Annotated in this window: 22 protein-coding genes and 1 pseudogene; 14 read left to right on the forward strand and 9 right to left on the reverse strand. The window is 72.1% G+C overall.

The window, feature by feature from the left end:
* Positions 1-114 precede the first annotated feature (114 nt).
* From MOX02_RS11150 to MOX02_RS11160, 3 genes are all read right to left on the reverse strand, one after another.
* A complete protein-coding gene (locus MOX02_RS11150; protein ID WP_147025866.1) occupies positions 115-888 on the reverse strand; it encodes an anti-sigma factor family protein in 774 nt (257 codons plus the stop codon).
* 81 nt (positions 889-969) lie between these two features.
* Positions 970-1,596, reverse strand: coding sequence for a sigma-70 family RNA polymerase sigma factor (locus tag MOX02_RS11155; protein WP_147025867.1), 627 nt, complete (start codon positions 1,594-1,596; stop codon positions 970-972).
* 95 nt (positions 1,597-1,691) lie between these two features.
* A complete protein-coding gene (locus MOX02_RS11160) occupies positions 1,692-2,855 on the reverse strand; it encodes a patatin-like phospholipase family protein (protein WP_147025868.1) in 1,164 nt (387 codons plus the stop codon).
* A 376-nt stretch (positions 2,856-3,231) separates the two neighbouring features.
* Here MOX02_RS11160 and ispG point away from each other — a divergent pair, with 376 nt between their 5' ends.
* The 6 genes from ispG to MOX02_RS31165 all read left to right on the forward strand — a co-directional run bounded on the left by ispG (position 3,232) and on the right by MOX02_RS31165 (position 10,882).
* Positions 3,232-4,554: a flavodoxin-dependent (E)-4-hydroxy-3-methylbut-2-enyl-diphosphate synthase gene (gene ispG / locus MOX02_RS11165; protein WP_147025869.1), complete on the forward strand. Its 1,323-nt coding sequence runs from the start codon at positions 3,232-3,234 to the stop codon at positions 4,552-4,554.
* A 242-nt stretch (positions 4,555-4,796) separates the two neighbouring features.
* Positions 4,797-6,797 (forward strand): potassium transporter Kup, encoded by a 2,001-nt coding sequence (locus MOX02_RS11170; RefSeq protein ID WP_147025870.1) that lies wholly within the window; start codon positions 4,797-4,799, stop codon positions 6,795-6,797.
* A 267-nt stretch (positions 6,798-7,064) separates the two neighbouring features.
* Positions 7,065-7,547 carry a (2Fe-2S)-binding protein gene (locus MOX02_RS11175; RefSeq protein WP_147025885.1) on the forward strand — a complete coding sequence of 161 codons (483 nt, stop codon included), beginning with the start codon at positions 7,065-7,067 and terminating at the stop codon, positions 7,545-7,547.
* On the forward strand, positions 7,544-9,886 hold the full coding sequence (locus MOX02_RS11180) for a xanthine dehydrogenase family protein molybdopterin-binding subunit (protein WP_147025871.1): 2,343 nt from the start codon (positions 7,544-7,546) through the stop codon (positions 9,884-9,886). Before MOX02_RS11175 ends, MOX02_RS11180 begins: the two co-directional genes overlap by 4 nt.
* A 170-nt stretch (positions 9,887-10,056) precedes the next feature.
* Positions 10,057-10,449 (forward strand): hypothetical protein, encoded by a 393-nt coding sequence (locus tag MOX02_RS11185; RefSeq protein ID WP_147025872.1) that lies wholly within the window; start codon positions 10,057-10,059, stop codon positions 10,447-10,449.
* 280 nt (positions 10,450-10,729) lie between these two features.
* Positions 10,730-10,882 carry a hypothetical protein gene (locus MOX02_RS31165; protein ID WP_170267815.1) on the forward strand — a complete coding sequence of 51 codons (153 nt, stop codon included), beginning with the start codon at positions 10,730-10,732 and terminating at the stop codon, positions 10,880-10,882.
* 104 nt (positions 10,883-10,986) lie between these two features.
* Here the strand turns inward: MOX02_RS31165 and MOX02_RS11190 are convergent, their stop codons facing one another.
* The 3 genes and pseudogenes from MOX02_RS11190 to MOX02_RS11200 form a co-directional block, all read right to left on the reverse strand.
* Positions 10,987-11,208, reverse strand: coding sequence for a hypothetical protein (locus tag MOX02_RS11190; RefSeq protein WP_147025873.1), 222 nt, complete (start codon positions 11,206-11,208; stop codon positions 10,987-10,989).
* A 296-nt stretch (positions 11,209-11,504) separates the two neighbouring features.
* Positions 11,505-12,220: pseudogene (locus MOX02_RS11195) on the reverse strand (SIR2 family NAD-dependent protein deacylase).
* 22 nt (positions 12,221-12,242) lie between these two features.
* Positions 12,243-13,988, reverse strand: coding sequence for an ATP-binding response regulator (locus MOX02_RS11200; protein WP_147025874.1), 1,746 nt, complete (start codon positions 13,986-13,988; stop codon positions 12,243-12,245).
* Between the two features lie 561 nt (positions 13,989-14,549).
* Here MOX02_RS11200 and MOX02_RS11205 point away from each other — a divergent pair.
* The 6 genes from MOX02_RS11205 to MOX02_RS11230 all read left to right on the forward strand — a co-directional run bounded on the left by MOX02_RS11205 (position 14,550) and on the right by MOX02_RS11230 (position 20,299).
* Entirely contained in the window at positions 14,550-15,227 is a 678-nt protein-coding gene (locus MOX02_RS11205; RefSeq protein ID WP_373866736.1) for a response regulator, read from the forward strand.
* 38 nt (positions 15,228-15,265) lie between these two features.
* Positions 15,266-15,763 (forward strand): hypothetical protein, encoded by a 498-nt coding sequence (locus tag MOX02_RS11210; RefSeq protein WP_170267817.1) that lies wholly within the window; start codon positions 15,266-15,268, stop codon positions 15,761-15,763.
* 48 nt (positions 15,764-15,811) lie between these two features.
* Positions 15,812-17,554: a gamma-glutamyltransferase gene (ggt, locus tag MOX02_RS11215; protein ID WP_147025876.1), complete on the forward strand. Its 1,743-nt coding sequence runs from the start codon at positions 15,812-15,814 to the stop codon at positions 17,552-17,554.
* 81 nt (positions 17,555-17,635) lie between these two features.
* A complete protein-coding gene (locus MOX02_RS11220) occupies positions 17,636-18,424 on the forward strand; it encodes a lysophospholipid acyltransferase family protein (RefSeq protein ID WP_147025877.1) in 789 nt (262 codons plus the stop codon).
* 134 nt (positions 18,425-18,558) lie between these two features.
* Positions 18,559-19,005, forward strand: a complete 447-nt coding sequence (locus MOX02_RS11225; RefSeq protein ID WP_147025878.1) for a hypothetical protein — start codon at positions 18,559-18,561, stop codon at positions 19,003-19,005.
* Between the two features lie 169 nt (positions 19,006-19,174).
* Positions 19,175-20,299, forward strand: a complete 1,125-nt coding sequence (locus tag MOX02_RS11230; protein WP_147025879.1) for a DUF2125 domain-containing protein — start codon at positions 19,175-19,177, stop codon at positions 20,297-20,299.
* Here MOX02_RS11230 and MOX02_RS11235 read toward each other — a convergent pair.
* A complete protein-coding gene (locus MOX02_RS11235) occupies positions 20,296-20,763 on the reverse strand; it encodes a molybdenum cofactor biosynthesis protein MoaE (RefSeq protein ID WP_147025880.1) in 468 nt (155 codons plus the stop codon). The genes MOX02_RS11230 and MOX02_RS11235 overlap by 4 nt on opposite strands.
* A 193-nt stretch (positions 20,764-20,956) precedes the next feature.
* Here MOX02_RS11235 and MOX02_RS11240 point away from each other — a divergent pair, with 193 nt between their 5' ends.
* The gene (locus MOX02_RS11240; RefSeq protein ID WP_147025881.1) at positions 20,957-21,976 is read left to right on the forward strand and encodes a gamma carbonic anhydrase family protein; all 1,020 of its coding nucleotides are present in this window, start codon (positions 20,957-20,959) and stop codon (positions 21,974-21,976) included.
* A gap of 7 nt (positions 21,977-21,983) precedes the next feature.
* Here the strand turns inward: MOX02_RS11240 and MOX02_RS11245 are convergent, their stop codons facing one another.
* Together MOX02_RS11245 and MOX02_RS11250 are read right to left on the reverse strand one after the other, a co-directional pair.
* Entirely contained in the window at positions 21,984-22,541 is a 558-nt protein-coding gene (locus MOX02_RS11245; protein WP_147025882.1) for a pyridoxamine 5'-phosphate oxidase family protein, read from the reverse strand.
* A gap of 82 nt (positions 22,542-22,623) precedes the next feature.
* Positions 22,624-23,220, reverse strand: coding sequence for a TetR/AcrR family transcriptional regulator (locus tag MOX02_RS11250; protein ID WP_147025883.1), 597 nt, complete (start codon positions 23,218-23,220; stop codon positions 22,624-22,626).
* 224 nt (positions 23,221-23,444) lie between these two features.
* Between MOX02_RS11250 and MOX02_RS11255 the strand changes: the two genes are divergently transcribed.
* Positions 23,445-26,858 (forward strand): acyl-[ACP]--phospholipid O-acyltransferase, encoded by a 3,414-nt coding sequence (locus tag MOX02_RS11255; protein WP_147025884.1) that lies wholly within the window; start codon positions 23,445-23,447, stop codon positions 26,856-26,858.
* Positions 26,859-26,917 lie beyond the last annotated feature (59 nt).

The following is a 26,917-nucleotide window of genomic DNA, read 5'->3' on the forward strand; positions in this document are numbered from 1 at the left end:
CGGGAGAGGTGAGGCGCCGACGCGGCCTGCGCGGACCCGAGGCGACCGCGCGCGTCGTCCCGCCCGCAGGCCCGAGCCGGGACGGACGGGCGCCGTCCTCGGTCAGAGCTTCGGTCAGAGCTTCTCCTGGGCGGTCTCGGCCGCGAGGCTCGCGGCCGCCTGGCGGAGATCGGCCGCGTCGCGGGCGCCGCTGAGGGCGTAGCTGGAGCCGCCCGCCGTCCAGTAGGCGGTGGTGCCGTCGCTGGAGCGCACGACCTCCTTCTCGCGGGCGCCCGACTTGCGGTGCGTCGCGAACAGCGAGACCTCGCCGAGGCTGCCCGCGTCGATGGCGACCTCGACGCCCGCCCCGTGATGGGCCGGGAAGACCTGCACGTCCCGCACGGTCCAGCCCGCGGGCAGATCCGGCAGGCGGATGCCCGTCGCGGCCTCGATGTCGGCCCGGTCGTAGGAAGGGGTCGGCCGCTGCGAGACCATCCGGGCGCGCAGCTGCGCCGTCTGGCGGGCCTGCGCCGCGTCCTCCACGAAGGTCGGGTCGATGGGCGAGGCGAAGGTGTCCGGCACGCCGAACACGCCGACCTCCGCGTGGGCGAGCCAGCCCGCGCCCACCAGGATCGCGATGGCCGCGGCGCGCCGCAGGCGGGCGGTCACGGAGCGCCAGCGCAGCGACCGGTCGAGCCGGCGGGCGAGCGTCTGGTTGCGCTCGGGCCCCGGCCCGGGCAGCCGGGCGAAGGCGGCGCGCAGGGCGTCGCTGTCGTGCATGTCCGCCATGATGCGGGCGGCCACGTCGGGGTTTCGCGCGAGATGGGCCTCGACCTCGAGGCGCCTCATCACGTCGAGCTCGCCGTCCACGAAGGCGATGAGATCGGAATCGGTAATCGGGTCGACCATGACGGCACGTCCTCTGCCCTGTTCGGGCGCATCTTCAACGATCGCGAACCCGGCCGGTTCTGGGCCGGTACCGCGCGGACGTCAGGTTTCCCCGACGGCGCGGCTCTCGTGATTGCGGGGCAGGTCGCCCCGGATCTCCGACGGGCCGCTCGGCCTCACGAGGCGCAGATGCGGCCGCTCCGAGCCTCCGCCCTCGCGCTCGGGCGGCCTTCGGGCGGGCTGGCCCTCCTCGAAGGCCCGCAGCGCCGCGCGTCCGCGGCCGAGCCGCGACATCAGCGTGCCGATCGGGATGCCGAGCACCGCCGCGGCGTCCGCGTAGGCCATGCCCTCGATCGTGACGAGGTGCAGGGCCGCCCGCTGCTCTTCCGGCAGGGTCAGGAAGGCTTCCCGGATCTGGCCGAGCCGCACCTGGGCCTCCTGGGCGGGCAGGGCGACCTCGTCGCTCATCTGCACCAGCACGTCGGCGTGGCGCGCCTCGACGCGCTTGCGGCGCTGATCGTCGATGAAGACGTTGTGCAGCACCGTCATCATCCAGGTGCGCAGGTTCGTGCTGGGCCGCAGCGTCGCCTGCGCCTCAAGGGCGCGCACGAGCGTGTCGTGCACGAGATCGTCCGCCCGCAGGGTGTCGCGGGTGAGCGAGCGCGCGTAGCGCCGCAGCGGCACCAGCAGGTCGACGATGTCGGGACGCTTCGACTTGTCGGAGATCATATCGGTTCAAACGGGTGCGGGGACGCTTTTAATCCCCGTCGCGGCCGCCTCACGCCCAAGCTTCACGCCGATGTGACCTGTGGGCGATTCGCTTTCTACTGGTATGCGGCGTGCAGATCGAGGGTGCACTCGTGCCCGACCCGGTCGAAATGCTCGGCGAGCCACGCCTCGGCGGCAGCCCGGCCCTTGTCGCGCAGGCGCTGGAACACCCGCCAGCGGGCGTCGAGGCGCGAGGAGGCCCGGTAATCCTCCAGCGCGTCGGTGCCGTCGATCCGGTGGACGCGCACCCGTTCGTAGGCGCCCTGGCCGAGGACGCCCTCCTCGATCAGGTTGTCCACGAAGTCGATGGCGCGAAGTTCCCGCATCAGGTTGGCGTTGAAGGTGATCTCGTTGAGCCGATCCTCGATCTCGGCCTCGGTGCGCGGGGTCTCGCGTCGCTCCACGGGGTTGATCTGCACGAGCAGGATGTCGCGGGTGCGCGCGCCCCGGTGCAGGGGATAGAGGGGCGGGTTGCCGAGGTAGCCGCCGTCCCAGTAGGGCACGCCGTCGATCTCGACCGCCTGGAACACGGTGGGCAGGCAGGCCGAGGCCATCAGGTGGTCGACGGTGAGCCGCTCGCGCTCGAACACTGCGAGCTTGCCCGTCCAGACGTTGGTGGCCGAGACGTAGACGCCCGCGGTGTCGGCCGCCCGCAGCCGCTCGAAATCCACCTGCCTGGCGAGCGCCTTGCGCAGCGGGTTCACGTTGAGGGGGTTGGCCACGTAGGGGCTCGGCGCGAGCGCCTTCGCCCAGAACTCGGCGACCGGGTTGCCCTGCCAGAGGCCGAGCAGGCCGCTGACGACGCGGCGCTGCGCCGGCCAGAGGCTGCCGTCCAGGCTGACCTCGCGCCAGAACCGCTCCAGCCCCTCGCGCGCGCCCTCGGGACCGCCCGCGAGCCAGCCGTCGATCATCACCACGGCGTTCATGGCGCCCGCGCTCGCCCCCGTGATCGCCTCGAAGCCGAGGCGCCCGTCCGCGATCAGCGCGTCGAGCACGCCCCAGGTGAAGGAGCCGTGCGCGCCGCCGCCCTGCAGGGCGAGGGCGACGGTCTTCTCGGCCCGGGGCCCCGCCAGGATGTGCAGGGGCGGGTGCGTCTCGGGCCTCGCCTCGATCCCGTCCTCGGAGCGGGGCGGCTCCGGGACGGCGGTTGCGGGGTTGTGCGGCTCGGGCCCGTGCGCGGACGATTCCGCCGGCGCGGCGGTGTTCGGGGTGCGGCTCATCGAATCCGTCATGCCTCTCAACATGGGATGCTGCGCTGCAACAGCAACGGCCAGGCCAACCGCGCGCCGGCCCGCTCCGTTCCGACGACGACCGCATCCCGAAGCCCGCGGGAGACGCCCGCACCTCGACATCCGGGCCCGGATGCGACATGACACGCGCGATGCTGCCATGCACGGGCCCGGCTTGACGCTGCGGGCCGGCAATCTCAGCTAAACCAACCCGCGCGTATTCTGCGCACAGTTGAGTTGAACGGACTGGGTTGAACCAGGCGACGGGCTTGGCGGCGGATCGCGGGCCCTCTCGCCCGCGGCGCCGCGAGCCGCGAGGTTTTAGCTCACGGGTTTCGCGGACGAGATCTGCAGACAAGGTCGATCGATGGAACTCACGACAGCCCCAGCCGATCCCAGCACCCTCGGCGAGTCCCTCGGCGGGACCGGCCCCGAGATCGCAGGCCCGGCGCCCCGGCACCGCACGGTCGGCGTGCGCGTCGGCGCGGGCGAAGGGGCGGTCACGGTCGGCGGCGGCGCGCCCGTCGTCGTCCAGTCGATGACGAACACCGATACGGCGGACATCGACGCCACGGTGGCGCAGGTCGCCCAGCTCGCCCGGGTCGGCTCGGAGCTCGTCCGCATCACCGTCGACCGGGACGAGGCCGCCGCCGCCGTACCGAAGATCCGCGAGCGCCTCGACCGGATCGGCGTGCACGTGCCCCTCGTCGGCGACTTCCACTACATCGGCCACAAGCTCCTCTCCGACCACCCGGCCTGCGCCGAGGCGCTCGCCAAGTACCGGATCAACCCGGGCAACGTGGGCTTCAAGGAGAAGAAGGACACCCAGTTCTCGACGATCATCGAGCAGGCCATCCGCTACGGGAAGACCGTGCGCATCGGCGCGAACTGGGGCTCGCTCGACGGCGAGCTCCTGACGCACCTGATGGACGAGAACGCCCGGTCCCCGCGGCCCATCGATGCCCGCGCGGTGATGCGCGAGGCGATGGTGCAGTCGGCCCTCTCCTCGGCGAAGCGCGCGGAGGATCTCGGCCTGCCGAAGGACCGCATCATCCTCTCGGCCAAGGTCTCGGCGGTGCAGGACCTGATCGCGGTCTACCGCGAGGTGGCCCGCCGCTCGGACTACGCCATCCATCTCGGCCTCACCGAGGCCGGCATGGGCTCGAAGGGGATCGTCGCGGCCTCGGCCGCCATCGGCGTGCTCCTTCAGGAGGGCATCGGCGACACGATCCGCTACTCGCTCACCCCCGAGCCCGGCGGCGACCGCACGCTCGAGGTGAAGGCGAGCCAGGAACTCCTGCAGACGATGGGCTTCCGCACCTTCGTGCCGCTGGTGGCGGCCTGCCCCGGCTGCGGGCGCACGACCTCGACGACCTTCCAGGAACTCGCCCGCGACATCCAGACCTGGATCACCACCTCGATGCCGGAGTGGAAGAAGACCTACCCGGGCGTCGAGGGGCTGAACGTCGCCGTGATGGGCTGCATCGTGAACGGGCCCGGCGAGTCGAAGCACGCCGACATCGGCATCTCGCTGCCCGGCACCGGCGAGAGCCCGAGCGCGCCCGTCTTCATCGACGGCAAGAAGGCGATGACCCTGCGCGGCGCGACGCTCGCCAAGGATTTCGAGACCATCGTCATCGACTACATTGAGCGCCGCTTCGGCCAGGGCGCCCGCAGCGCGGCGGAGTGAGCACGCAACTCTGACCCGCCGCACCCGCACCCCGGCGCGGCGGCCCCGCCGGACGGGCGATCCCGCCGAAAGGTCGGTGTTCCCGGCGCTCCGGCCGCGTGCTAAGCGTGCCGACACGATCCCCTGAGCGGGCCCGGCGACGCGCCGGGTGCGCGTGCCCCGGAAGGCCTCGCGTCCCCCATGGCGTCTTCCACGCGCCGCGTCGGGAGCCTTCGGGCAGCCCTCACTCCAGATCGCCCTTCATGACGCACTCCGCCACACCGAGCGCCCCCGCCGCTCAGCCCGCAGCCGCGGACGCGTCCGGCCCCGCCGCCGGCGGCCCGGCGCCCGGCGAGGGCGGCGGCGTCGTCCCGACCTCGGCCGGCGTCCTCGACGCCGCCGACGACGGCCACGCGCCCGCGAGCTTCTGGACCCTCGTCGTCGGCTCGGTCGGCGTCGTCTACGGCGACATCGGCACGAGCCCGCTCTACGCCTTCCGCGAGGCGCTGGGCCCGGCGCGCGCCGACAACATCCTGCTCGCCGAGGAGGTGCTCGGCACCGCCTCGCTGATCCTGTGGGCGCTGCTGCTCATCGTCACCATCAAGTACGTCGCCATCCTCCTGCGGATGGACAACAACGGCGAGGGCGGCATCCTCTCGCTGATGGCGCTCGCCCGCAAATCGCTGGGCGGCTCGCGCCTCGTCTTCACGCTCGGGCTGCTCGGCGCCTCGCTGTTCTACGGCGACGCCGTGATCACGCCGGCGATCTCGGTGCTCTCGGCGGTGGAGGGCCTGAAGCTCGTCACGCCCGCCTTCGAGCACTCGGTGCTGCCGATCACGGTCGGCATCATCCTCGCCCTGTTCCTCGTGCAGAGCCGGGGCACCAGCAAGGTCGCGGCCTTCTTCGGGCCGATCATGGTGGTGTGGTTCCTGGCGCTGGCGCTGGCCGCGCTGCCGCACATCCTGGCCAATCCCGGCGTGTTCTGGGCCTTCCACCCCTGGTACGCGGTGCACTACCTGCTCGGCCACGGCTCGGGCGCCCTGATCGCGCTGGGCGCCGTGTTCCTCGCGGTGACAGGAGCGGAGGCGCTGTTCGCCGATCTCGGCCATTTCGGGCGCCGCCCGATCCAGGTGGCGTGGCTCGGCCTCGTCGCGCCCTGCCTCGTCCTGAACTATCTCGGCCAGACCGCCCTGGTGCTGGCCAAGCCCGACACGACCGACCCGTTCTACCAGCTCGTGCCCGAGTGGGGACTGATCCCGATGGTGGTGCTGGCCACGCTCGCCACCGTGACGGCGAGCCAGGCAGTGATCACTGGCGCCTTCTCGCTGTCGCGCCAGGCGATCCAGCTCGGCCTTCTGCCGCGGCTCGAGATCCGCCACACCTCCGAGTCCCACTCGGGCCAGATCTACCTGCCGCAGATCAACCTGCTGCTGATGATCGGCGTCGTGGTGCTGGCGGTGCTGTTCCGCTCCTCCTCGGCGCTGGCCTCCGCCTACGGCATCGCCGTGACCGGCACGATGCTGCTGACCGCCTCGCTCTCCTTCATCGTGCTCTGGCGCTACTGGCGCTGGTCGCCGATCGCGGCGGCGGCGGCGATCATGCCGTTCATCGTGGTCGAGTTCCTGTTCATGCTCTCGAACATGCTCAAGGTGTTCGAGGGGGGCTACGTGCCGCTGCTCGTGGCCGGCTGCCTGATCGTGCTGATGTGGACCTGGGTGCGGGGCGTCACGATCCTGTTCAACAAGACCCGCAAGACCGACGTGCCGCTCATCGAGCTCGTCGGCATGCTGGAGAAGAGCCCGCCCCACCACGTCCGGGGCACGGCCGTGTTCCTGACGAGCGACCCCGAGATCGCGCCGGCGGCGCTCCTGCACAACCTCAAGCACAACAAGGTGCTGCACGAGAAGAACGTCGTCCTCACCGTCGAGACGGTGGACACCCCGCGCTCGAACCAGGCCGACAAGGTGCGCATCGAGCCGATCGGCCCGCACTTCTCGAAGGTCGTGATGAAGTTCGGCTACATGGAGCAGCCGAACATCCCCAAGACCCTGACGCTCCTGCGCAAGCAGGGCTTCAAGTTCGACATCATGGCGACGTCGTTCTTCCTGTCCCGCCGCTCGATCCGGCCGGCGGCGCATTCCGGCATGCCGCTGTGGCAGGACCGGATCTTCATCACCCTCGCCAAGAACGCCAACGACGCCACGGACTTCTTCCAGATCCCCACGGGCCGCGTCGTCGAGGTCGGCACGCAGGTCACGGTTTGAAGAGCCCTGCCCGGCCTGTGCGAAAGGGCACAGACCATGCACCGGGCGCAGGGTTCCGGGCGAGATCGGCCCCGCCCCCGTGTTGCGGGGCGAGCGAGGGCCGGCATACATTGAATTCATTCTGAAGACGGCGCGGACCGGGGGCGGTCGCGGGTCCGGCCTACCCTGAGGGTGGCCGGGACGCGGGGCATCCCGGCTCGCTTTGCGCTGCCCGGGCACCCGCGTGCCCCGGGGCCGGCCGCCGTGCCTCACGACAGGACGATGCTGATGATCAAACTCACCGTGAACGGGGCTGAGCGCAGCTTCGACGGCGACCCCGACATGCCGCTCCTCTGGTTCCTGCGGGACGAACTGGGGCTGACCGGCACCAAGTTCGGCTGCGGCCAGGCCCTGTGCGGCGCCTGCACGGTCCATCTCGGCGGCACCGCCGTGCGCGGCTGCGTCACGCCGGTCTCGGCGGCCGAGGGCCAGGAGGTGGTGACGATCGAGGGCCTCTCCCCCGACGGCAACCACCCCGTCCAGGCCGCGTGGCGCGACCTCAACGTATCCCAGTGCGGCTACTGCCAGACCGGCCAGATCATGCAGGCCGCCTCCTTCCTCAAGGACACGCCGAAGCCCACCGACGCGCAGATCGACGAGGCGATGAGCGGCAACCTCTGCCGCTGCGGCACCTACCCGCGCATCCGCGCCGCCATCCACCAGGCCGCCGGGCAGGCGACCGCCCCCGCAGCCAAGGGAGAGCGCCTGTGATCCACGACGCCAAGCTGATGGCCGAACTCGCGGCCGAGACCCCCAAGGCGGCCGTGCCCGCCGTCCTCGCCAACGTCAGCCGCCGCGCCGTGCTCGGCGGCCTCGGCGCCTTCGCGCTCGCCGTGTCGCTCCGGGACCGGGCCGAGGCCGAGGAGAAGAAGGACGAGCCGAAGAAGTTCGGCGCCGACGGCATGCCGCACGGCTGGCGCGACGACCCGACGATCTTCGTCGCCATCGCGCCCGACGGCACCGTGACGGTGACGAACCACCGCTCGGAGATGGGCCAGGGCGTGCGCACCTCGATCGCCCTCGTGGTGGCCGACGAGCTCGACGCCGACTGGTCGAAGGTGAAGGTCGTCCAGGCCTGGGGCGACGAGACCCGCTTCGGCAACCAGGACACGGACGGCTCGCGCAGTCTGCGCCACTTCTTCCAGCACTTCCGCCACGTCGGCGCCGCCGCGCGCCAGATGCTGCGCGAGGCCGCCGCCAAGCAGTGGGGCGTGCCGGTCGCCGAGGTGACGGCCGAGAACCACGTCGTCGCCCACGCCAAGTCGAAGCGCCGGCTCGGCTACGGCGAGATCGCGGCCGCCGCCGCCGCCCTGCCGGTCCCCGCCCGCGAGAGCGTGGCGCTCAAGGACCCGAAGAGCTTCCGCTACATCGGCAAGGGCGAGATCGGCCTCATCGACAACCGGGACATCACCACCGGCAAGGCGATCTACGGCCTCGACACGCGCCTCGACGGGATGCTCTACGCCCTCGTCGCCCGCCCGCCCGTCTACGGCGGCAGGGTAGCGAGCCTCGACGATTCCGAGGCCAGGAAGGTGCCGGGCGTCGTCAAGATCTTCCAGATCGAGGGCGCGCCGATCCCCTCCGAGTTCATGCCCCTCGGCGGCGTCGCGGTGGTGGCCAAGAACACCTGGGCGGCGATGAAGGCGCGCGACGCCCTCAAGATCACCTGGGACGACGGCCCGAACGCGACCTACGACACCGACACCTTCCGGGGCGAGCTGGAAAAGGCCGCCCGCGCGCCCGGCAAGGTCGTGCGGAACCAGGGCGACGTCGACGCAGCCATGGCCAAGGCCAAGACGCGGGTCACGGCCGAGTACTTCGTGCCCCACCTCGTCCAGGCGCCGATGGAGCCGCCCGCGGCCGTCGCCCGGGTGAAGGACGGCGCCTGCGAGGCCTGGGCCTGCACGCAGGGACCGCAGGCCGCCCACGACCGGCTCGTGAAGGCGCTCAAGCTGCCCGCCGACAAGGTCAAGGTGAACGTGACGCTGCTCGGTGGCGGCTTCGGCCGCAAGTCGAAGCCCGACTACGTGGTCGAGGCCGCGCTCTGCAGCCAGGCGGTCGGCGGCGCGCCGGTGAAGCTCACCTGGACCCGCGAGGACGATATCCACCACGGCTACTACCACACGATCTCGGTGGAGCACCTGGAGGCCGGCCTCGACGAGAAGGGCATGCCGGTGGCCTGGCTCCACCGCTCGACCGCGCCGACGATCGGCTCGATCTTCGCGCCGGACCCGAAGCACGAACTGCCCTTCGAGCTCGGCATGGGACTCGTCAACACGCCCTTCAACCTGCCCAACATCCGGCTCGAGAACCCGGAGGCCGCCGCCCACGTGCGGATCGGCTGGTTCCGCTCGGTCTCGAACATCCCGCACGCCTTCGCGATCCAGTCCTTCGTGGCAGAGCTCGCGCACGCGGCGGGCCGCGACCCGAAGGAGTACCTGCTCGACCTGATCGGGCCGGCCCGCAAGATCGACCCGACCTCGATCGGCGATGTCTGGAACCACGGCGAGGATCCGGCCCTCTACCCGATCGACACGGGACGCCTGCGCCGCGTCATCGAGACGGTGGCGGGCGGCATCGGCTGGGGCCGGAAGGTGGAGAAGGGCCGCGGCCTCGGCATCGCAGGCCACTACAGCTTCGTCACCTACACGGCGGTCGCGGCCGAGGTGGAGGTGAGCGACAAGGGCCAGGTCGCGGTCAAGCGGGTCCATATCGGCGTCGATTGCGGGCCGCAGGTGAACCCGGAGCGGGTCCGCTCGCAGATGGAGGGCGCCGTGGTGATGGGGATGGGCCTCGCGCTCACCTCCGAGATCACCTTCAAGCAGGGCCGCGCGCAGCAGAACAACTTCGACGGCTACGAGATCGTCCGGATCGACGCCGCCCCGGAGGTTCACGTCCACCTGCTGCCGAACCCGGACTACCGCGCCCCGCTCGGCGGCGTCGGCGAGCCGGGCGTGCCCCCCGTGGCGCCGGCGATCGCCAACGCGGTCTTCGCCGCCACCGGCCGCCGCATCCGCCAGCTGCCGATCCGCGACAAGCTGAGCGCCTGACGGCGGGAAGCGCGGATCCCGGAGCCCGGGATCCGCACCCGTCCCTCCTCCCCGCGAGGCGGGAGGGTAGGGGAGGGATCGCGGTCCGCCCGAGAGGCGTTCCTTCCGCGAGCCGGACCCGGGGGCCTCCCCCGGGTCCGGCGCGATCAGCAACCGAGGATCTTCCGCCCATGATGCGTCCCGCCCGGCCGCTCGCCGCATGTCTCGCCGTCGCCCTCGCGACCCTGCCCGCGGCGGCCCTCGCCTCGACCTGCGGGGATCAGATCGCGGCCCTCGACAAGCGGGTGAAGGACGAGGCCCGAGAGGCCATCTCCGCCTCGACCAGCGGCAAGTCCGTCGCCGCCGCCCGCGAGGGTCAGGGCATCGAGCCGGGCCGCTCCGGCCAGCCGCCGGTCTCCGAGGCGCCCCCCGAGAAGTCGGCGGAAGCGGGCAAGGGCGCCGACAAGGCGCAGCAGGCCAGGGTCGCCCTCGACGAGGCCCGCACGGCCGACCAGAAGGGGGACGCCAAGGGCTGCGAGGCGGCCCTCGCCCGGGCGAAGCAGGAACTCGCCGCGAGCCCTTGAGCGAGATGGGGCGGAGCGCCCGTGCCGGACGCCCCGCCCGCTGCTCCGTGGGTTTCCTGCCTGGACTTCGGGACGCCTCGGCGTCCCACGCTCCCGACGTTGCGGGCGCGAGCGCGCCTACGGCCGGACTGCGCGAAAGGTTTCGCGGGATGAGGCGCGCTCGCGCCCGCGACGCAATCTTTCGGTCCCGCGACGCAATCGGCCTGAAAGACGCTTCCCCTAGACCGGCTCCCAACGAGAGCCGGCCTCGACGCGGGCTCCGCCCACACGGGGAACGACCATGCGCGACCTCATCAAGATCTTCGCCGCCGGCACCATCCTGACGGCCTACGCCCTCGTCGTGCCGGGCCTCGCCGAATCCGGCCTCGGGGCGGGCAAGCCGCAGGTCACGGCGCAGGTCACGGCGCAGGTCCGGCTCGCGCGGGCGTTCTGAGCCCGGTCCGGTATGCGCGCTCGCGATGTCTGGGTGGGGATGGCCGGTTGATCCGGATCGGCCCGTCCGGGATAGGGGCGGATCGCTCCGCCCCGGTTGCGCCCTCAGGCGCTGGCGCGCAACGCGTGCTTGTTGCCGTTCAGGCCGGCGCAGAGATCGTCGATCTCGGTCAGGTCCAGGGCGTCGCCGCTCTCGCTTGCGATAGAGTCGATCAGATGATCCTGTCTCGGGTCGAAGGGATGACCTTGCATGCGGTAGAATTGGTAATAGCGCAACGCCGCCAGAACAGTGTCACGCTCGCGGGCAGTTACTGTTATGTTCTGCATGGGCCTGTTGTTCCCCTAAGGCTGCAACGAACGCTTGGATGAGGCCGCGCGACGACTCTCCAAGCTTGACTGTTGTAACCCTTCGGCAGCGGTAGCGTCCATATCTTGACGAGCGCGCCTCTGGTGATTCGGAGCAACTTGCAGTGATGGTCTGGCCGGACCGGCCGGGTAAGTCGTTGGATCGCGTGGCGTCCCCGCCTCCGGGAACGTCTCCGTACCGATCGGGGGCGATCCGGGCTCCGGATGGTAGCGCGGCCCGGGTCTCCGGCCGAGCCCCCGGAGCCCGAAACCCGCCCTCAGGCGAGGCCGAGATCCGCCAGGAAGGCGGGCACGGTCCCGCTCGCCGGGCCGTAGCGGGCCTCGTCGAACAGGACGGCATTGTCGGAGGGTTCGAGGTTCAACTCGCAGGTGCGGATCCCGAGGCTGCGCGCCTGCATCACGTAGCCCGCGGCCGGGTAGACCGAGCCGGAGGTGCCGATGGCCACGAACAGGTCGGCCTCCCGCAGCCGCGCGTCGATCGCCTCGAGGTGCATCGGCATCTCGCCGAACCAGACGATGTCGGGCCGCAGGGTGCCGGTGCGCGCGCAGCCGGGGCAGGGGTCGGCGCGCAGGATGTCGCCGCGGCAGGCGAAGCCGTGTCCGCAGCCGGTGCAGCGGGCCCTCAGGAGGGCGCCGTGCATGTGCGTGACGGCCTCGGCGCCGCCCCGCTCGTGCAGGTCGTCGACGTTCTGCGTGCACAGGAACAGGCGTCCACCCATGCTGGCGAGGCGCGCCTGCGCCCGGGCCAGCGCCCGGTGGGCGGAGTTCGGCTCGGCCGCGAGCGCGTTGCGGCGGCGCCAGTTGTAGAAGTCGAGCACGGTGTCGGGATCGGCCGCGAACGCCTCGGGGTGGCGAGCCGCATCGGGTCGAACCGCTCCCAGATTCCGCCTCTGTCGCGGAAGGTGCCGAGCCCGCTCTCCGCCGAGATGCCGGCGCCGGTGAGGACGAAGATCCGCGCGGGGGGTGAGGCCATGCGCTCGAGTGTAGCCGCCCGCTCAGATCAGTTCCACGGCCGCGTTCGGGAAGCGGATCGCGAAGGTGGCGCCGCGGCCGGGGCCCTCGCTCTCGGCGGTGGCGCGGCCGCCGTGCAGTTCCGCGATGCGCTTCACGATGGAGAGGCCGAGGCCGGTCGAGCCCTCGCCCGCGGTGGGCTTGGCCGAGAGGCGCTGGAAGCGGCCGAACAGGCGGCCCGCATCCTCGGGGGAGAGGCCGGGGCCGTGGTCCGTCACGGCGCAGACCGTCTCGGCCGCGTCCCGCCAGACCAGAACCCGGATCGCGCCCTCGCGGTAGCTGTACTTGATCGCGTTCGAGACGAGGTTGTCGATCGCCTCGCGCAGGCGCTCCGCGTCACCGCAGAGCCAGGTCTCGCCCGGGATCGCCGCCTCCAGGCTCTGCGCCTTCAGGTCGGCGAGAGGGCGGTTCGCCTCGCAGACCTCGCGGGCGAGGGCAGCGAGATCCACGGGCTCGCGCCGCAGGGTGATGTCGAGGGCGTCGTTCATGGCGTCCGCCATCAGGCTCTCGATCATGCCCGTCAGGCGCTTGGCGGAGCCGCGGATGTGCTCGGTCTGGGCCCGCATCTGCTCCACCGGCGGGGGCGCCATGCCGGTGAGGTCGGTGAGCATCTCGGCCCGGCCGAGGATGACGGCGAGCGGGTTCTTGAGATCGTGCGCGATGGTGCCGAGGATCTCGGTCTTGAGCCCGTTCGCCCGGCGAAGGTCCGAGCGCTGCATGTCGAGGCGGCGGTTGGCCCGGATCAGCTCGGCGGTGCGCTCGACCACGCGCTGCTCCAGGCCGACATTCGCCCGCTGCAATTGCTCGTAGAGGATGACGTTGTCGAAGGCGATGGATAGCCGGCTCGTGAACAAGTCGATCAGCGCTCGGTCGGTGTCGGAGAGCGAGCGGTCAGCGTCGATCAGGGCCACGATTTCGCTGCCCGTCGAGGTCTCGAGATAGAGAGTCGAGCAGCGCGCCCCGAAGCTGTGGCGGCGCTCGGAAAAGGTGCGGGCGACGATCGGGTGCACGTCCGGGTCGAGGGGCCAGGCGGGCTCGCGGCCAATGTAGTGGTGGTAGCAGCCCGAGCCCGCAAGCACGCAGAAGCGCTCGTCCTCGCCCCCGCTCTCGCGCAGGACGAGGATGCCCGCGCAGTCGACGTTGAGGAGGGAGGCGACCTGGGTCAGCATCCCTTCCGCCAGGAGCTGCATCGACTTGTGGTCGAGGAGCATTGGGGCGGCGTCGATGATGATCTCGAGGCCCCGCCGCGTCTCGTCGAGACGCTTGAGCTGCTGGTAGGCGCGCAGAGCCGCGGTGAGGCTCGTGAAGAGCTTGTCGGCGGTGAGCTCGGTCTTCGCCTTGTAGTCGTTGATGTCATAGTCGACGATGACGCGCCGCTCGGGCGCCTGCCCCGGCTGGCCCGTGCGCAGGATGATGCGGGCGGTCTCGTCCCGCAATTCGCGCCGGATGAAGTCGACGAGGACGAGGCCCGCGTCGTCCGTCTCCATCACCACGTCGAGGAGCACAACGGCGATGTCGCGGCGCGCCCGCAGCAGGCCGCGCGCCTCTTCCGCCGAGTGGGCAGACAGGATCTCGAGGCTGCGCCCGTCGAGCATGTAGCCGGCGAGCGCGTAGCGCGTCCCCTCGTGCACCGCGGGGTCGTCGTCGACGACCGCGACGGCCCAGGTCCCGGCCCGCTCGCCCAGGGTCGGCGCCTCGTCGGGAATGAGGTGAAGGATATCGTCGTCCATCGTACCGTCCGATCGGGCCGCAACCGCGGGTTTCATGATTCCGGCGCCGGCGGGGCCGCATCTTCCTCAAGCGGCCTTCAGATGAAAGCGCTTTGTGGCGCGGGTACGGTCGCTTCGGTGTGGGAGGGCACACACTACAGGCCGGTCTTTCGACGAGATCTGACCTGATGATCGCACGGTGCCGCGCCGAGCCTCACAATGCTCAAGACTGTGGAGCGCGACGCGGACCTCCTGGCATCGGGCCTGCGTTCAGGCTTGATGGCTCGCGAAGGACCGCTTCGACAGGTTTCGGCGGTGTTCCGGGGAACCGGGCGGCGGCGAAAGCGATCGTTGACAGGACGCGGCGCGCATCGCCACAGGGGGCAGCATGGTGCATGATGCAATCTTGCCGTGTAACGGGGCCGGGCGTCCGCCGACGCGCGTCCCCCCGAAGCGAGACGTCCCGATCCGCGTGCCCGTGAGCCCGATCTGCCAGACCCCGGCCGCGCCGGGTGGGGAGCGCCCGTGAGCGCGGGCGCCGCCCACATCGTCGTCGTCGACGACGAGGCCGAAGCCCGGGCCATGATCGGCGACTACCTGCGCCTGCACGGCTTCGACGTGGCCCTGTGCGAGGGCGGGCGAGCCTTGCGCGCGCACATCGCCGAGCGCACGCCCGACCTCGTCGTCCTCGACCTCAACATGCCGGAGGAGGACGGGCTCTCGATCGTGCGCGACCTCAAGGCGAGGAGCGCGATCCCGATCATCATGCTCACCGCCACGGCGAGCCCGATCGACCGGGTGGTCGGCCTCGAGCTCGGCGCCGACGACTACCTGCCGAAGCCCTGCGAGCTGCGCGAGCTCGTGGCCCGCGTTCGCTCCGTGCTGCGGCGGGCGCAGGGCGCGCCGGCCACCCAGCCGGAGCCGGCGACCCCGACGCCCCCCGCCGCGCGGCGCATCCGCTTCGGCACGAAGTGGCTGGAGCCCGATTCGCTGCGCCTCAGCGACGACGACGGCCTCGCCCAGCCGCTGACGCGCTCGGAGTACGATCTCCTGAAAGCCTTCGCGGACCACCCGAAGCGGGCGCTCTCGCGCGAGCGGCTCCTCGATCTCGCCGATGCCCGCGACCCCGACGCCTTCGACCGGGCGATCGACGTGCGCATCAACCGCATCCGCAAGAAGATCGAGCCGGACCCGGGCAATCCCCGCTTCATCCGCACCGTGCGCGGCCTCGGCTACGTCTTCCGCCCCGAAGGCGACTGACCCCGGGAATCGGGGGCGCGGACCCGCTATGACGGGGCATGCGCTTCCTCGGCCGCCTCGTCCTCGCCGCCCTCGGCCTCGTTCTCGCGATCCCCGCGGGCGCGGGCGCGCTGACGCTGCTGCTCGTCGTCGACCCGACGGCGCAGGGCTGGCTCCTGGGCGGGGCGCTCGCCGGGCTCGACGCCGTGCTGCCCGACCTCGCGGCGGGTCTCGCGCCCGAGACGATGCTGATCGCGCTCGCCGGCCTCGCGCAGGCCCTGTTCGTCCTCCTCGTCCTGCCGCCTTTCCTCGTCGCCCTCGTCGGCGAGACGCTCGGATGGCGCGGCCTTCCCTGGTATGGCGGCGCCTGCGGCCTCCTCACGGCGGCGCTGCCCTGGCTGGTGCGCGGAGCCCCGCGGCCGGGCGGGCCTGCGGAGCGGCTCGCCGCGGAAGCGCACCTCACCGGGATCCTCTTGCTGGCCGGGGCCGCCGCGGGCCTCGTCTACTGGCTCGTGGCCGGCCGGAGCGCGGGCACGGACCCGACGCCGCGATCGTGACACCTCGCCCTTGAAACCGCGGCCGGGGAGCGCCCTATCTGAGGCGCCATGATCCGTACCGGCCGCCTCGCCCTCGCCCTTCTCCTCGCCGCCTCGGTGCCTGCCGCCGCGCAGACCCCGCCCGCCGCGCCCGAGACCGCGCCGATCCAGGCGGACGACGCGCGGATGCTGCCGGTTCTGGCGAGCCACGGCATGGTCTCCTCGCAGGAGGCGCGGGCGACCCGCGTCGGGGTGGAGATCCTGCGGCGCGGCGGCAACGCCGTCGACGCCGCGGTGGCGGTGGGCTTCGCGCTCGCCGTGACGCTTCCGCGGGCGGGCAACCTCGGCGGCGGCGGCTTCATGCTCGTGCATCTGGCCGCCCGCGACGAGACCGTGGCGATCGATTACCGGGAGACTGCGCCGGCCGCCGCCACCGAGACCATGTTCCTCGGCCCCGACGGCGAGCCCGACCGGGCCGCCTCGACCCGCACCGGCAAGGCCGTGGGGGTGCCGGGCAGCGTGCGGGGCCTCGCCGAGGCGCATCGGCTCTACGGCTCGGGCCGCCTCAGCCTCGCCGACCTGATCGCCCCGGCCGAGAGGCTCGCGCGCGAGGGCATCCCGGTGGAATCCGGCCTCGCCGACTCGCTGCCCCGCGCCCAGGGGCTCCTCGGGCAGTGGCCGTCGAGCCGCGCCATCTTCTTCTCCGGCGACCGGCCGCTCCAGCGCGGCGAGACCCTGGTCCAGCGCGACCTCGCCGAGACGCTGCGGGCCATCGCCGAGGGCGGCCCGGACGCCTTCTACCGCGGGCCGATCGCCGCCCGCATCGCCGCCGCCGTGCGGGGGGCGGGCGGCGTCATGACGGAGGCCGACCTCACCGGCTACCGGCCCGAGATCCGCGAGCCGGTGCGCGGCAGCTACCGGGGCTACGGCATCGTCTCGATGCCGCCGCCGAGCTCGGGCGGCATCCACCTCATCGAGATCCTGAACGTGCTCGAGGGCTTCGACCTCGCCGGCATGGGCGCGGGGAGCGCGAACGCCCTCCACACCCTGGCTGAGGCGATGAAGCCGGCCTACGCCGACCGCGCCACCTGGCTCGGCGACCCCGCCCGCACGCGGGTGCCGGTGAAGGGCCTCATCGCCAAGCCCTACGCCGACACGCTGCGCGCCGCGATCGACCCGGAGCGGGCGCGGCCCGCCGCGGCGGTGAAGGCCGGCGACCCGCTGCCCTTCGAGCACACCGAGACCACCCACTTCTCGGTGGTCGACGCGGAGGGGAACGCGGTCTCCAACACCTACACGCTGAACTTCTCCTACGGGATCGGGCTCGTGGCCGAGGGCACCGGCGTGCTCCTCAACAACGAGATGGACGATTTCTCGGCCAAGCCCGGGGCCCGCAACGCCTACGGCCTCGTCGGCGGCGCGGCGAACGCGGTGGCGCCGGGCGCCCGGCCCCTCTCCTCCATGACGCCGACCTTCGTCTTCAAGGACGGGCGGCTCCTCCTCGTCACGGGCAGCCCCGGGGGCAGCCGCATCATCACCACCGTCCTGCAGGTGATCGTGAACGTGCTGGATTTCCGCATGAACCTCGCCGAGGCGGTGGCGGCCCCGCGCATCCACCACCAGTGGCAGCCGGACGTGATGCTCGCCGAGGAGGGGCTCTCGCCCGACACCCTGGCGATCCTGAGGAGCCGCGGCCACAGCGTGAAGGTCGGGGCGAGCTCGGGCTCCGCCAATTCCGTGATGTGGGTCGACGGGCTCCTTGCCGGCGCCTCCGACCCGCGCCAACGCGGCACCCTGGCCGAAGGGTACTGACGCGGCAGGGACGGTTGGAGGTGGGGCGCCCGGCAGGCTAAAGGGAGCCCGCGCCGCTCCCGGCGCACGGTCCGTTCGCCCATGCTCACCCTGCGCTCGCTCGCCTTCAACGTCTGCTTCTACCTGTTCACGACGCTGCTCGCCTTCGGCGGCCTGCCGACGCTGTTCTCGCAGCGCGCGGTCATCCGCCTCGCGCAGTTCTGGGCGCGGGGCACGCTCTGGCTCCTGCGCGTCGTCGGCGGCCTGAAGGTCGAGTTCCGGGGGCTCGGCAACGTCCCGAAGGGGCCGGTGCTGATCGCGGCCAAGCACCAGTCGGCCCTCGAGACGCTGGCCCTCGTCACGGCGTTCGACGACTTCGCCTACATCCTCAAGCGCGAGCTGCTCTGGATCCCCCTGATCGGCTGGTACCTGTCGCGCAGCGGCATGGTGGCGATCGACCGCACCAAGGGCACCCGGGCCATGCAGCTCATGAACGAGGCGGCGGTGGGAGCGATCCGCGAGGGGCGCCAGCTCATCATCTTCCCCGAGGGCACGCGCCGGCCGCCGGGGGCGCCGCCGGCCTACAAGCTCGGCCTGACCCACCTCTACGTGGCGCTCGGCGTGCCCTGCCTGCCCGTGGCGCTGAACACGGGCCTGTACTGGCCCCGCCGCAGCCTGAAGCGCCGGCCAGGCACCGCGGTGATCGAGTTCCTGCCGCCGATCCCGCACGGGCTCGCCCGCGCGCCCTTCCTCGAACTCGTCGAGTCGCGCATCGAGGCGGCTTCGAATGCCCTTCTCGCGAGTGGCCGGGCGGAGCTCGCCGCCGCCGGCCTCCCCGTTCCGCCGGCCGAGGCCGCCGCGAAGCCCGAGCGCACGCGCAGCACCGCCTGAGCGGGCGCGCGAGGTGCGATATCGCGCCTCGGGAGGCCCGGCTCCGCTTGTGGATAAGTCTCGCGGTACCCATCTCCCGGAGACGGGAGCGGCGTCCTTGACGCTGGCGACTCGAGCGGGGTAGAATAGAACAAATGGCGAACAAGCGAGCTTTGTCCTGGTCGGCCGCGCTCCGCGACCTGAAGGACGACCGTTCACGGAGACAGGACGTGCGCGAAGAGCGTCTGAGGACGACGGCGAGCCTGCGCGGCACCCCGGCGCTGGCCCTGAGCGCGTGGCGCGGCCGCTCCGGCAAGCGCTACGTGGTGGGCGTGCACGACCTGAACGAGCCCGAGCTCGAGGAGATGGGCGAGGCGGTGGTGATCGCGGTGCGCCGCGACGAGGCCGGCATTGCCGAGCTCGTGGCGGTGACCGCCGCCGGCGAGAGCCCGCGCGAGCGCCTGCAGCGCACCTGGCTCGCCCGGGCGCGCACCCGCGGCGCCAACGAGATGCACGTGCATCGCCTCGCCGGCAGCGCGGACGAGCGCAGCGCCATCGTCGAGGACCTGGAGAGCGACGCGGCCGCCCCCGCCCGCGCCTGAGTGGGCGGGCAGCGGGCGACCCTGCCCGCCATGCTTTCGCCCCCTTGCGGCGGCCATGACGCTGCCGGAGGCGGCAGGGACCCGGCGCAATCCTGACGGGTCGATCCCCTTGCCTGCACCCGCCGCCGGGACGACCTGAGCCCGCGGACCTGACCAGGGAGCGGACGACATGGTGGCTGACCCCGAACTGCGGACGGAGCACGCGGCGCCCGCCAAGCCCCGCTCCCGCATCGGCCTGTTCCTGCCCTTCGGCCTCCTCCTCGGCCTCGTGATCCTCTGGTCGATCGGCTGGTACGTGATCCGCGACCGGGCCGCCCGGGAGATGGACGGCTGGATCGCCCGCGAGGCCGCCGCCGGCCGCACCTGGACCTGCGCCGACCGCTCCATCACCGGCTACCCCTTCCGGATCGAGCTGTGCTGCGCCTCCCTCAAGCTCGCCCGCTCGGACGGCGGCTTCACGCTCGGGCCGGTCACCGCCCTCGTGCAGATCTACCAGCCCCGGCACGGGCTCCTGATGGCGCAAGGGCCGTTCCACGTGGACCAGGGCGACCTCAGCGCGGACGTGACCTGGAAGTCCCTCGAAGGCAGCTTCCACGGTGCCTCGAACGGCTTCGTGCGCGCCTCGCTCGTTGTCGACGAGCCGAAGGGCAGCGTGCGCGGCGCGGGGCCGGACCCGATCGAATTCGCCACGCAGCACCTCGAGCTGCACGCCCGCCCGACGCCCGGCCGCTTCGAGTCGGACGGTGCGGTCGACGTGAGCCTGCGCGCCGCGCAGGTGCTCCTGCCCCTCATCGACCCCCTCGTCGGGAGCGCGGCGCCGGCCGACCTCTCCCTCGACGCGACCGTGAACCGCGCCACGGTGCTGCGTACCGGCCCGGTGCCGCAGGAGCTCGAGGCGTGGCGCCGCGCGGACGGCAGCCTCGACCTGACCCTCCTGTCGCTGGCCAAGGGCGACCGCCGCCTGCAGGCGCGCGGCACCCTCGACATCGACGACGCGCACCGCCCGGCCGGGCAGCTCGAGTTGCGGGCCGCGGGACTGGAGGCGGTGGTCGGCCAGATCATGGGCCAGCGCATGGGCTCCGAGAAGGGCGCCCTGATCGGCAACCTCGTCGGGCAGTTCCTCGGCGGCATGCGGCGCAAGGGCCCGGAAGGCGGGCCCGACGCGCCGGCGGACGGCGCCCGGGGCGCGGCCGAGGCCGGGCTCAAGCCGCTGCCGCCCCTGCGGCTCGCGGACGGCCGGCTGATGCTGGGACCTTTCCCGATCCCGAACGTGCAGCTGCCGGTCCTGTACTAGGGCGCGTCCCAGCGCCCGGCGGCCGCGTCGTCGACCGCCGCCGCCTCGACCCAGCCGCCGACCGTGCCGTCCGCGAGGTGCTCGCGCTTCCAGAAGGGGGCGCGGGTCTTGAGGTAGTCCATCAGGAAGCTCGCGGCCTCGAAGGCGGCGGTGCGGTGGGCCGAGGCGGTCAGCACGAGGACGATGCCGTCGCCCGGCGCCACCCGTCCGTGCCGGTGGACGACGCGCACGCCGTCGAGGGGCCAGCGGGACCGCGCCGCCTCGACCACGCGGGTAATCTCGGCCTCCGCCATGCCGGGATAGTGCTCCAGCTCCAGGGCGGCGAGGCGACCGCCCTCGTCCCGGCACAGGCCCGTGAAGGTCACGACCGCCCCGGCCCGGCCCGCGGTCTCGGCGGACAGGCGCGCGATCTCGGCGGCGACGTCGAAGGGCTCGGCCTGGATGCTGACGGAGGGCTGGGTCAAGGCGTGTCCGTGGCTGGCCGGCCGTCGGGTGGCAACGCGGCGGGATCGGGGCTAAGAGCCTGTCGCAGAACTCCTGCCGCGACGCCAGGGCTCCGGCGCTCTCGACTCGCGAGGCCCGCCCGTGCGCCTATGGGCCCGCGCGAGTCGCGGCCGGGGGCGGCCCGACCCGTTCGAGCCTCGAAGGACAACCCGTGTGACGCCAGATCTGATCCTGCCCCACGACGGCGTGCTGCCGCACTTCGCCTCCCGTCCGGTCTGGTGCGGGCGGGGCAGCACGGTGATCGGCGCCGCGACGATCGGCGCGCAAGCCTGGATCGGCGACGACGGCGTCATCCGGGCGGATGGCCAGACCGTGACGCTCGGTGACCGGTTCTGGCTCGGCCACCGCTCCACCGTGCACATCGCCACCTTCACGCACGGCACCACCGTCGGCGACCGCGTGACGGTGGGCCGCAACGCCGTCGTCCACGCCTGCGCGGTGGGGTCCGACGTGGTGATCGAGGACGACGTCGTCATCCTCGACGGCGCCAACGTCGATGGCGGAGTCGTGATCGAGGCCGGCGCGACCGTGTTTCCCCGCGCGCACCTGCCCGGGGGCTTCGTCTACGCGGGCAGCCCCGCCAAGGCGCAGCGCCCGGTCACCCGCGAGGAGATTGCCGAGCGGGCCGAGCGCCTGCGCGAGGCGGCGGGCGACAGCGCGCCGATGCCGCCCGCCGACGAGCCGGACGTGGAGGAGAGCGTCTTCGTGGCGCGCACCGCGCGCCTGCGCGGACGCATCGCGCTCGGCGCCGGCTCCACCGTGCTGTTCTCCTGCGAGCTCAGCGCGGAGGTCGGCCCGATCGTGGTGGGGGCTGACACCAACATCCAGGACAACAGCGTCCTGCGCAGCCGGGGCGAGGGCATCGTGATCGGCCGGGACACCACGATCGGCCACAACGTGCGCATCGCCGATTGCCGCATCGGCGCCCGCAGCCTGATCGGGATCGGGGCCAGCATCGCGCCCGGCACCGTCATCGCCGACGACGTGATGCTGGCGGCGGGCGCCACCACGGACCCGGGCCAGCTCCTGGAGGGCGGCCAGCTCTGGGGCGGGCGCCCGGCCCGCATCCTCGGGCCGCTCGACGCCGAGAAGCGCGCCATGATGAGCCGCATCGTCGAGGGCTATTGCGAGCACGGCCGCGCCTACCGGCGGCTGCAGGCGGAGTACCCCTGAGGTCCGCTCAGGTGCCGTCGAACAGGCCGGTCGGCAGCCCGTCCAGGCTGCGGGCGTTCTTCTCCCGCCGGTAGGCGTCGAGCTCGGCCTCGCCTTTCGCGGCGGCCCAGCGATCGAGGTTCTCCCGCTCGCCGCGGAAGTCGAACAGCGGCACGGCGTATCCGCAGGAGGTCTGCACGAGGTCGATGGCGAGGCGCATCATCTGGCGGGCGCCCGGCGGCTCCGCGCCGCCGAAGGCGGTCTCCAGAAGCTGCGCGTACGCCGCCTCGCCGCGCGGCAGCACCGTGCCGCGCCCGTAGAGCCGCAGGATCGAGGGAAGTCCCTCGAAGGCGCAGAACATCAGGGTGAGCCGCCCGTCGGCCAGGAGGTGTGCGGCGGTCTCGTTGCTGCTGCCGGTCAAATCGAGGTAGGCGGCCGTGCTGTCGTCGAGGATGCGCAGGTCCCGCGTGCTCCGCGGCGACACGTTCACCCGTGAAACCTGGGCGGCGCTGGCCGTGAAGAAGACGTGCTGGCGGGCGATGAAGCCGCGCAAGAGGCCGTCGAGGCGCGGGAACTGCTTGGCCAAGGGACGGTGCTCCACGTGATCCGGATCTCGGCTTTAGCCGGGCCTGACGCGATGCTCTACATTCGACGTGGCTGTGGGCCTCTCATCGTACGAACCGTCCCACCAGCATCCGCCCGAGCACGCGCGGCGATTCTCCGGTCAGCATGGCGAGCTTGCGCGAGGTCGAGAGGGCCGCGAGCCCGTGCAGGGATGCCCACAGGACCGCGACCGCCTGTCGCCGCTCGTCCGGATCCGGAATCAGGGGCGCCAGCACCGCGTCGACGGGGCGGATCGCGTCCGCCAGCGCCTCCGCGTACCAGTCCGGGAAGGCCGCGCCCGGGCTCGTCGTGTACTCGGAGACGAGGCTCCACACCGCGGGATCCGCCGCCACGAAGGCCAGATAGGCGTCGGCGAGCGCCAGTGCGTTGTCGCCCGGGGGCGCCTCCGGCCGCGCGGCCGCGACGAGCGTGTCGCGCAGGCGGCCGAAGGTGCGGGCGTTGACCCGCAGCACCACCTGGTCGAGGTCGCCCACCGCGTTGTAGATCGAGTTCGGCGCGTAGCCGATGGCGCTCGCGAGGCGGCGCATCCCGAGGCCGCGCAGCCCTTCCGCCCGCAGGAGCCCCTCGGCCGTCTCCGTCACCAGGGCCAGGAACGCATCCCGGTCGTGCTCGCCGCGCGGACCCGTGCTCCGCCGCGTCATTCGCTTTCCCGCCACCTTTTTCGCGCATCCTGACCGAGCGTGCGCACGCGCACCCGTCGGGCGTTCTAGATTGCACGGTGTGCAAAATCAATGTTGCTGACAGGACCCGGCAGATCTATCTTTTGCACATCGTTCAAAACCGGAGCGACGCCGAAAAGCGGCGAAGCCGGATTTGACGCTCCATCGATCGGCGGGCAGTCAAGGGCCCAGCCGGGGAGGCAACCATGTTCCGCTCGCTGATGACGGCGCGACGCTTCGCGCCCCTGTTCTGGTGCCAGTTCTTCTCGGCCTTCAACGACAACTTTCTCAAGAACGCGCTCGCCTTCCTGATCCTGTTCAAGATCGGCGCCGCCGACCCTGGCCAATCGGGGATCCTGATCACGCTGGCGAGCGCGGTCTTCATCGGCCCGTTCTTCATCCTGTCGGGCCTCGGCGGGCAGCTCGCCGACCGCTACGACAAGGCGATCATGGCCCGCCGGCTCAAGTTCGCCGAGATCTTCGCGGCCGCCGCCGCGGTGCTCGGCTTCTTCCTGCACTCCGTGCCCGTCCTGTTCGTGGCGCTCGGCCTGTTCGGGGTGATCGCGGCGCTGTTCGGGCCGATCAAATACGGGATCCTGCCGGACCACCTCCGGCGCGAGGAGCTGCCGGCCGGCAACGCGCTGGTGGAGGGCGCGACCTTCCTGGCGATCCTGCTCGGCACCATCGTGGCCGGCCTCGCCACCGCCGCGGGCGGCAGCGGCCTCGCCTTCGGCGCCATGATCATGGGCTTCGCCCTGCTGTGCTGGCTCTCGGCGCGCCTAATTCCCCGCACCGGCGAGGGTGCGCCGGACCTGCGCATCGATCCGAACGTCGCCCGCTCGACGGTGGAGCTGCTGCGCGACCTCTGGTCCGACTCCCGCCTCTGGCGCGGCTCGGTGATCGTGAGTTGGTTCTGGCTGGTCGGCGCCGTCGTGCTGTCGCTGCTGCCGGTCCTCGTGAAGACGGGGCTCAACGGCTCCGAGACGGTGGTCACCCTGCTGCTCGCCACCTTCTCGGTGGGCATCGCGGTCGGCTCCGGCCTCGCCTCCTGGCTCGCCAGCGGGCGCATCGTGCTGCTGCCCGTCCCCGTGGGCGCGGTGCTGATGGGCCTGTTCGGGCTCGACCTCGCCTGGACGGTGGCGCACCTGCCGCCGGCCTCGGGCGCCATGATCGGCGCGGGCGAGTTCCTGAGCACGGGCACCGGCCTGCGCGTCGCGCTCGACTTCCTCGGTCTCGCGGTGGCGGGCGGCCTCTACATCGTGCCCTCCTTCGCCGCCGTGCAGGCCTGGACCGATAAGGCCAAGCGCGCCCGCGTCATCGGCGCCGTCAACGTGCTCACCGCCGCCTTCATGGTGGCGGGCACCCTGGCGCTCGCCGCTCTGCAGGGGGCCGGCTTCTCGATGGCCGCGCTCCTCGCCCTCGTCGCGGTCCTCAACCTGATCGTCGGAGCGGTGGTCTTCGCCACCCTGCCCACGAGCCCGTTCCGCGACTTCCTCTCCATCCTGTTCCGCGCCTTCTACCGGCTGGAGGTGCGGGGCCTGGAGAACGTGGAGAAGGCGGGGCCGAACGCCATCGTGGCCCTGAACCACGTCTCCTTCCTCGACGCGCCGCTCGCCCTCTCGCTCCTAGAGCAGGAGCCCGTCTTCGCCATCGACCACGGCATCGCCCAGCGCTGGTGGGTGAAGCCCTTCCTCAAGATCACCAAGGCGATGCCGCTCGACCCGACGCGGCCGCTCGCCACGCGCACCCTGATCAACGCGGTCAAGGGCGGCGAGACGCTGATCATCTTCCCCGAGGGCCGGCTCACGGTCACGGGCAGCCTGATGAAGGTCTACGACGGCGCCGGCCTCATCGCCGACAAGTCGGGGGCGATGGTGGTTCCGGTGAAGATCGAGGGGCTGGAGCAGACCGCCTTCTCGCGCCTCTCCCGCGCGCAGGTGCGCCGCCGCTGGTGGCCGAAGGTGACCGTGACGGTGCTGGAGCCGGTGAAGCTCTCGGTCGATCCGGAGCTGAAGGGCAAGGCGCGCCGGCAGGCAGCGGGCGCGGCCCTCTACGGCATCATGTCGGACCTCGTCTTCCGCACCGCCGACATCGACCGCGGCCTGATGGAGGCCCTGATCGAGGCGGGCGAGCGCCACGGCTGGCGCCGCACGGCGGTCGAGGACCCGGTCACCGGCACGCTCTCCTACGGGCGGCTCGTGATGGGCGCCAACATCCTGGCCCGCAAGCTGATGCCGCTCGCCCCCGTGGGCAAGCCGGTCGGGGTGATGCTGCCGAACGCCAACGGCGCGGCCGTGACGTTCTTCGCCCTCGCCTCGGCCGGCCGGGTGCCGGCGATGATCAACTTTTCGGCTGGACCCGCCAACATCCTCTCGGCCTGCAAGGCGGCCGAGATCCGCACGGTCCTGACCTCCCGCACCTTCATCGAGAAGGGGCGGCTCGGCGGGCTGATCGAGGCGATCAAGGGCGAGGTCGAGATCCTCTACCTCGAGGACGTCCGGGCGGGCGTCACGCTCGGGGACAAGCTGCGGGGCTTCCTCGCGCCGCGCCGGCCGCTCGTGGCGCGGGGCGGCGACGACCCGGCCGCGATCCTGTTCACCTCGGGGTCCGAGGGCACGCCGAAGGGCGTCGTGCTCGCCAACCGCAACATGCTGGCCAACACCGCCCAGGCGGCTGCCCGCATCGATTTCGGCCGCACCGACAAGGTCTTCAACGTGCTGCCGGTGTTCCACGCCTTCGGGCTGACGGTGGGCCTCGTGCTGCCGCTGGTCTCCGGCGTGCCGGTCTATCTCTACCCCTCGCCGCTTCACTACCGGATCGTGCCCGAGCTCATCTACGGCTCGAACAGCACCATCCTGTTCGGCACCGACACCTTCCTGGCGGGCTATGCGCGGGCGGCCCACGCCTACGACCTGCGCTCGCTCCGCTACGTGCTGGCCGGCGCCGAGGCCGTGAAGGACTCGACCCGCCGCACCTGGGCGGAGAAGTTCGGGCTGCGCATCCTCGAGGGCTACGGCGTCACCGAGTGCGGGCCGGTGCTCGCGCTGAACACCCCGATGTTCAACCGGTTCGGCACGGTCGGCCGCCTGATGCCCGGCATGGAGGCGCGGCTCGAGGCGGTGCCCGGCATCGAGACGGGCGGACGCCTCTACGTGCGCGGCCCGAACGTGATGCTCGGCTACCTGCGCGCCGAGAAGCCCGGCGTGCTGGAGCCGCCCGCCGCCGGCTGGCACGACACCGGCGACATCGTGGCGATCGATCCCCTCGGCTTCATCACGATCAAGGGCCGCGCCAAGCGCTTCGCCAAGGTTGCGGGCGAGATGGTCTCGCTCGCCGGAATCGAGGCGCTGGCGGCCGATCTCTGGCCCGACTCGCCGAGCGCGGTCGCAGCCGTGCCGGACGCCCGCAAGGGCGAGCGGCTGATCCTGTTCACCGAGCGGAAGGGGGCGAGCCGGTCCGAGTACCAGAGCTTCGCCAAGGGCCGCGGCGCCACCGAGATCGCGATCCCCGCCGAGGTGGTGGTGCTCGACCGCATCCCGATGCTCGGCACCGGCAAGGTCGATCAGGTGGGCGTGACGCGGCTCGCCCGCGAGCGCGCCCAGGCGGTCGAGGCGGCCTGAGCCGCCTGGGCGCGCATCATCGGCGCCCGTTTCCGCCGGAAACGGGCGCCATCTCTCCC

This window comes from Methylobacterium oxalidis, from assembly GCF_007992195.1.
Taxonomy (GTDB): Bacteria; Pseudomonadota; Alphaproteobacteria; order Rhizobiales; family Beijerinckiaceae; genus Methylobacterium; species Methylobacterium oxalidis.

What these genes read in the sequence shown, in the direction of transcription:
- MOX02_RS11190 (WP_147025873.1), bottom strand. Translation starts at nt 11,208, where the DNA reads ATGCAGAACATAACAGTAACTGCCCGCGAGCGTGACACTGTTCTGGCG.
- MOX02_RS11210 (WP_170267817.1), top strand. Translation starts at nt 15,266, where the DNA reads ATGCGCTTCCTCGGCCGCCTCGTCCTCGCCGCCCTCGGCCTCGTTCTC.
- MOX02_RS11155 (WP_147025867.1), bottom strand. Translation starts at nt 1,596, where the DNA reads ATGATCTCCGACAAGTCGAAGCGTCCCGACATCGTCGACCTGCTGGTG.
- MOX02_RS11160 (WP_147025868.1), bottom strand. Translation starts at nt 2,855, where the DNA reads ATGAGCCGCACCCCGAACACCGCCGCGCCGGCGGAATCGTCCGCGCAC.
- ggt (WP_147025876.1), top strand. Translation starts at nt 15,812, where the DNA reads ATGATCCGTACCGGCCGCCTCGCCCTCGCCCTTCTCCTCGCCGCCTCG.
- MOX02_RS11225 (WP_147025878.1), top strand. Translation starts at nt 18,559, where the DNA reads ATGGCGAACAAGCGAGCTTTGTCCTGGTCGGCCGCGCTCCGCGACCTG.
- MOX02_RS31165 (WP_170267815.1), top strand. Translation starts at nt 10,730, where the DNA reads ATGCGCGACCTCATCAAGATCTTCGCCGCCGGCACCATCCTGACGGCC.
- MOX02_RS11220 (WP_147025877.1), top strand. Translation starts at nt 17,636, where the DNA reads ATGCTCACCCTGCGCTCGCTCGCCTTCAACGTCTGCTTCTACCTGTTC.
- MOX02_RS11185 (WP_147025872.1), top strand. Translation starts at nt 10,057, where the DNA reads ATGATGCGTCCCGCCCGGCCGCTCGCCGCATGTCTCGCCGTCGCCCTC.
- MOX02_RS11205 (WP_373866736.1), top strand. Translation starts at nt 14,550, where the DNA reads ATGATCGGCGACTACCTGCGCCTGCACGGCTTCGACGTGGCCCTGTGC.
- MOX02_RS11150 (WP_147025866.1), bottom strand. Translation starts at nt 888, where the DNA reads ATGGTCGACCCGATTACCGATTCCGATCTCATCGCCTTCGTGGACGGC.
- MOX02_RS11200 (WP_147025874.1), bottom strand. Translation starts at nt 13,988, where the DNA reads ATGGACGACGATATCCTTCACCTCATTCCCGACGAGGCGCCGACCCTG.
- MOX02_RS11230 (WP_147025879.1), top strand. Translation starts at nt 19,175, where the DNA reads ATGGTGGCTGACCCCGAACTGCGGACGGAGCACGCGGCGCCCGCCAAG.
- MOX02_RS11170 (WP_147025870.1), top strand. Translation starts at nt 4,797, where the DNA reads ATGACGCACTCCGCCACACCGAGCGCCCCCGCCGCTCAGCCCGCAGCC.
- MOX02_RS11250 (WP_147025883.1), bottom strand. Translation starts at nt 23,220, where the DNA reads ATGACGCGGCGGAGCACGGGTCCGCGCGGCGAGCACGACCGGGATGCG.
- MOX02_RS11255 (WP_147025884.1), top strand. Translation starts at nt 23,445, where the DNA reads ATGTTCCGCTCGCTGATGACGGCGCGACGCTTCGCGCCCCTGTTCTGG.
- ispG (WP_147025869.1), top strand. Translation starts at nt 3,232, where the DNA reads ATGGAACTCACGACAGCCCCAGCCGATCCCAGCACCCTCGGCGAGTCC.
- MOX02_RS11175 (WP_147025885.1), top strand. Translation starts at nt 7,065, where the DNA reads ATGATCAAACTCACCGTGAACGGGGCTGAGCGCAGCTTCGACGGCGAC.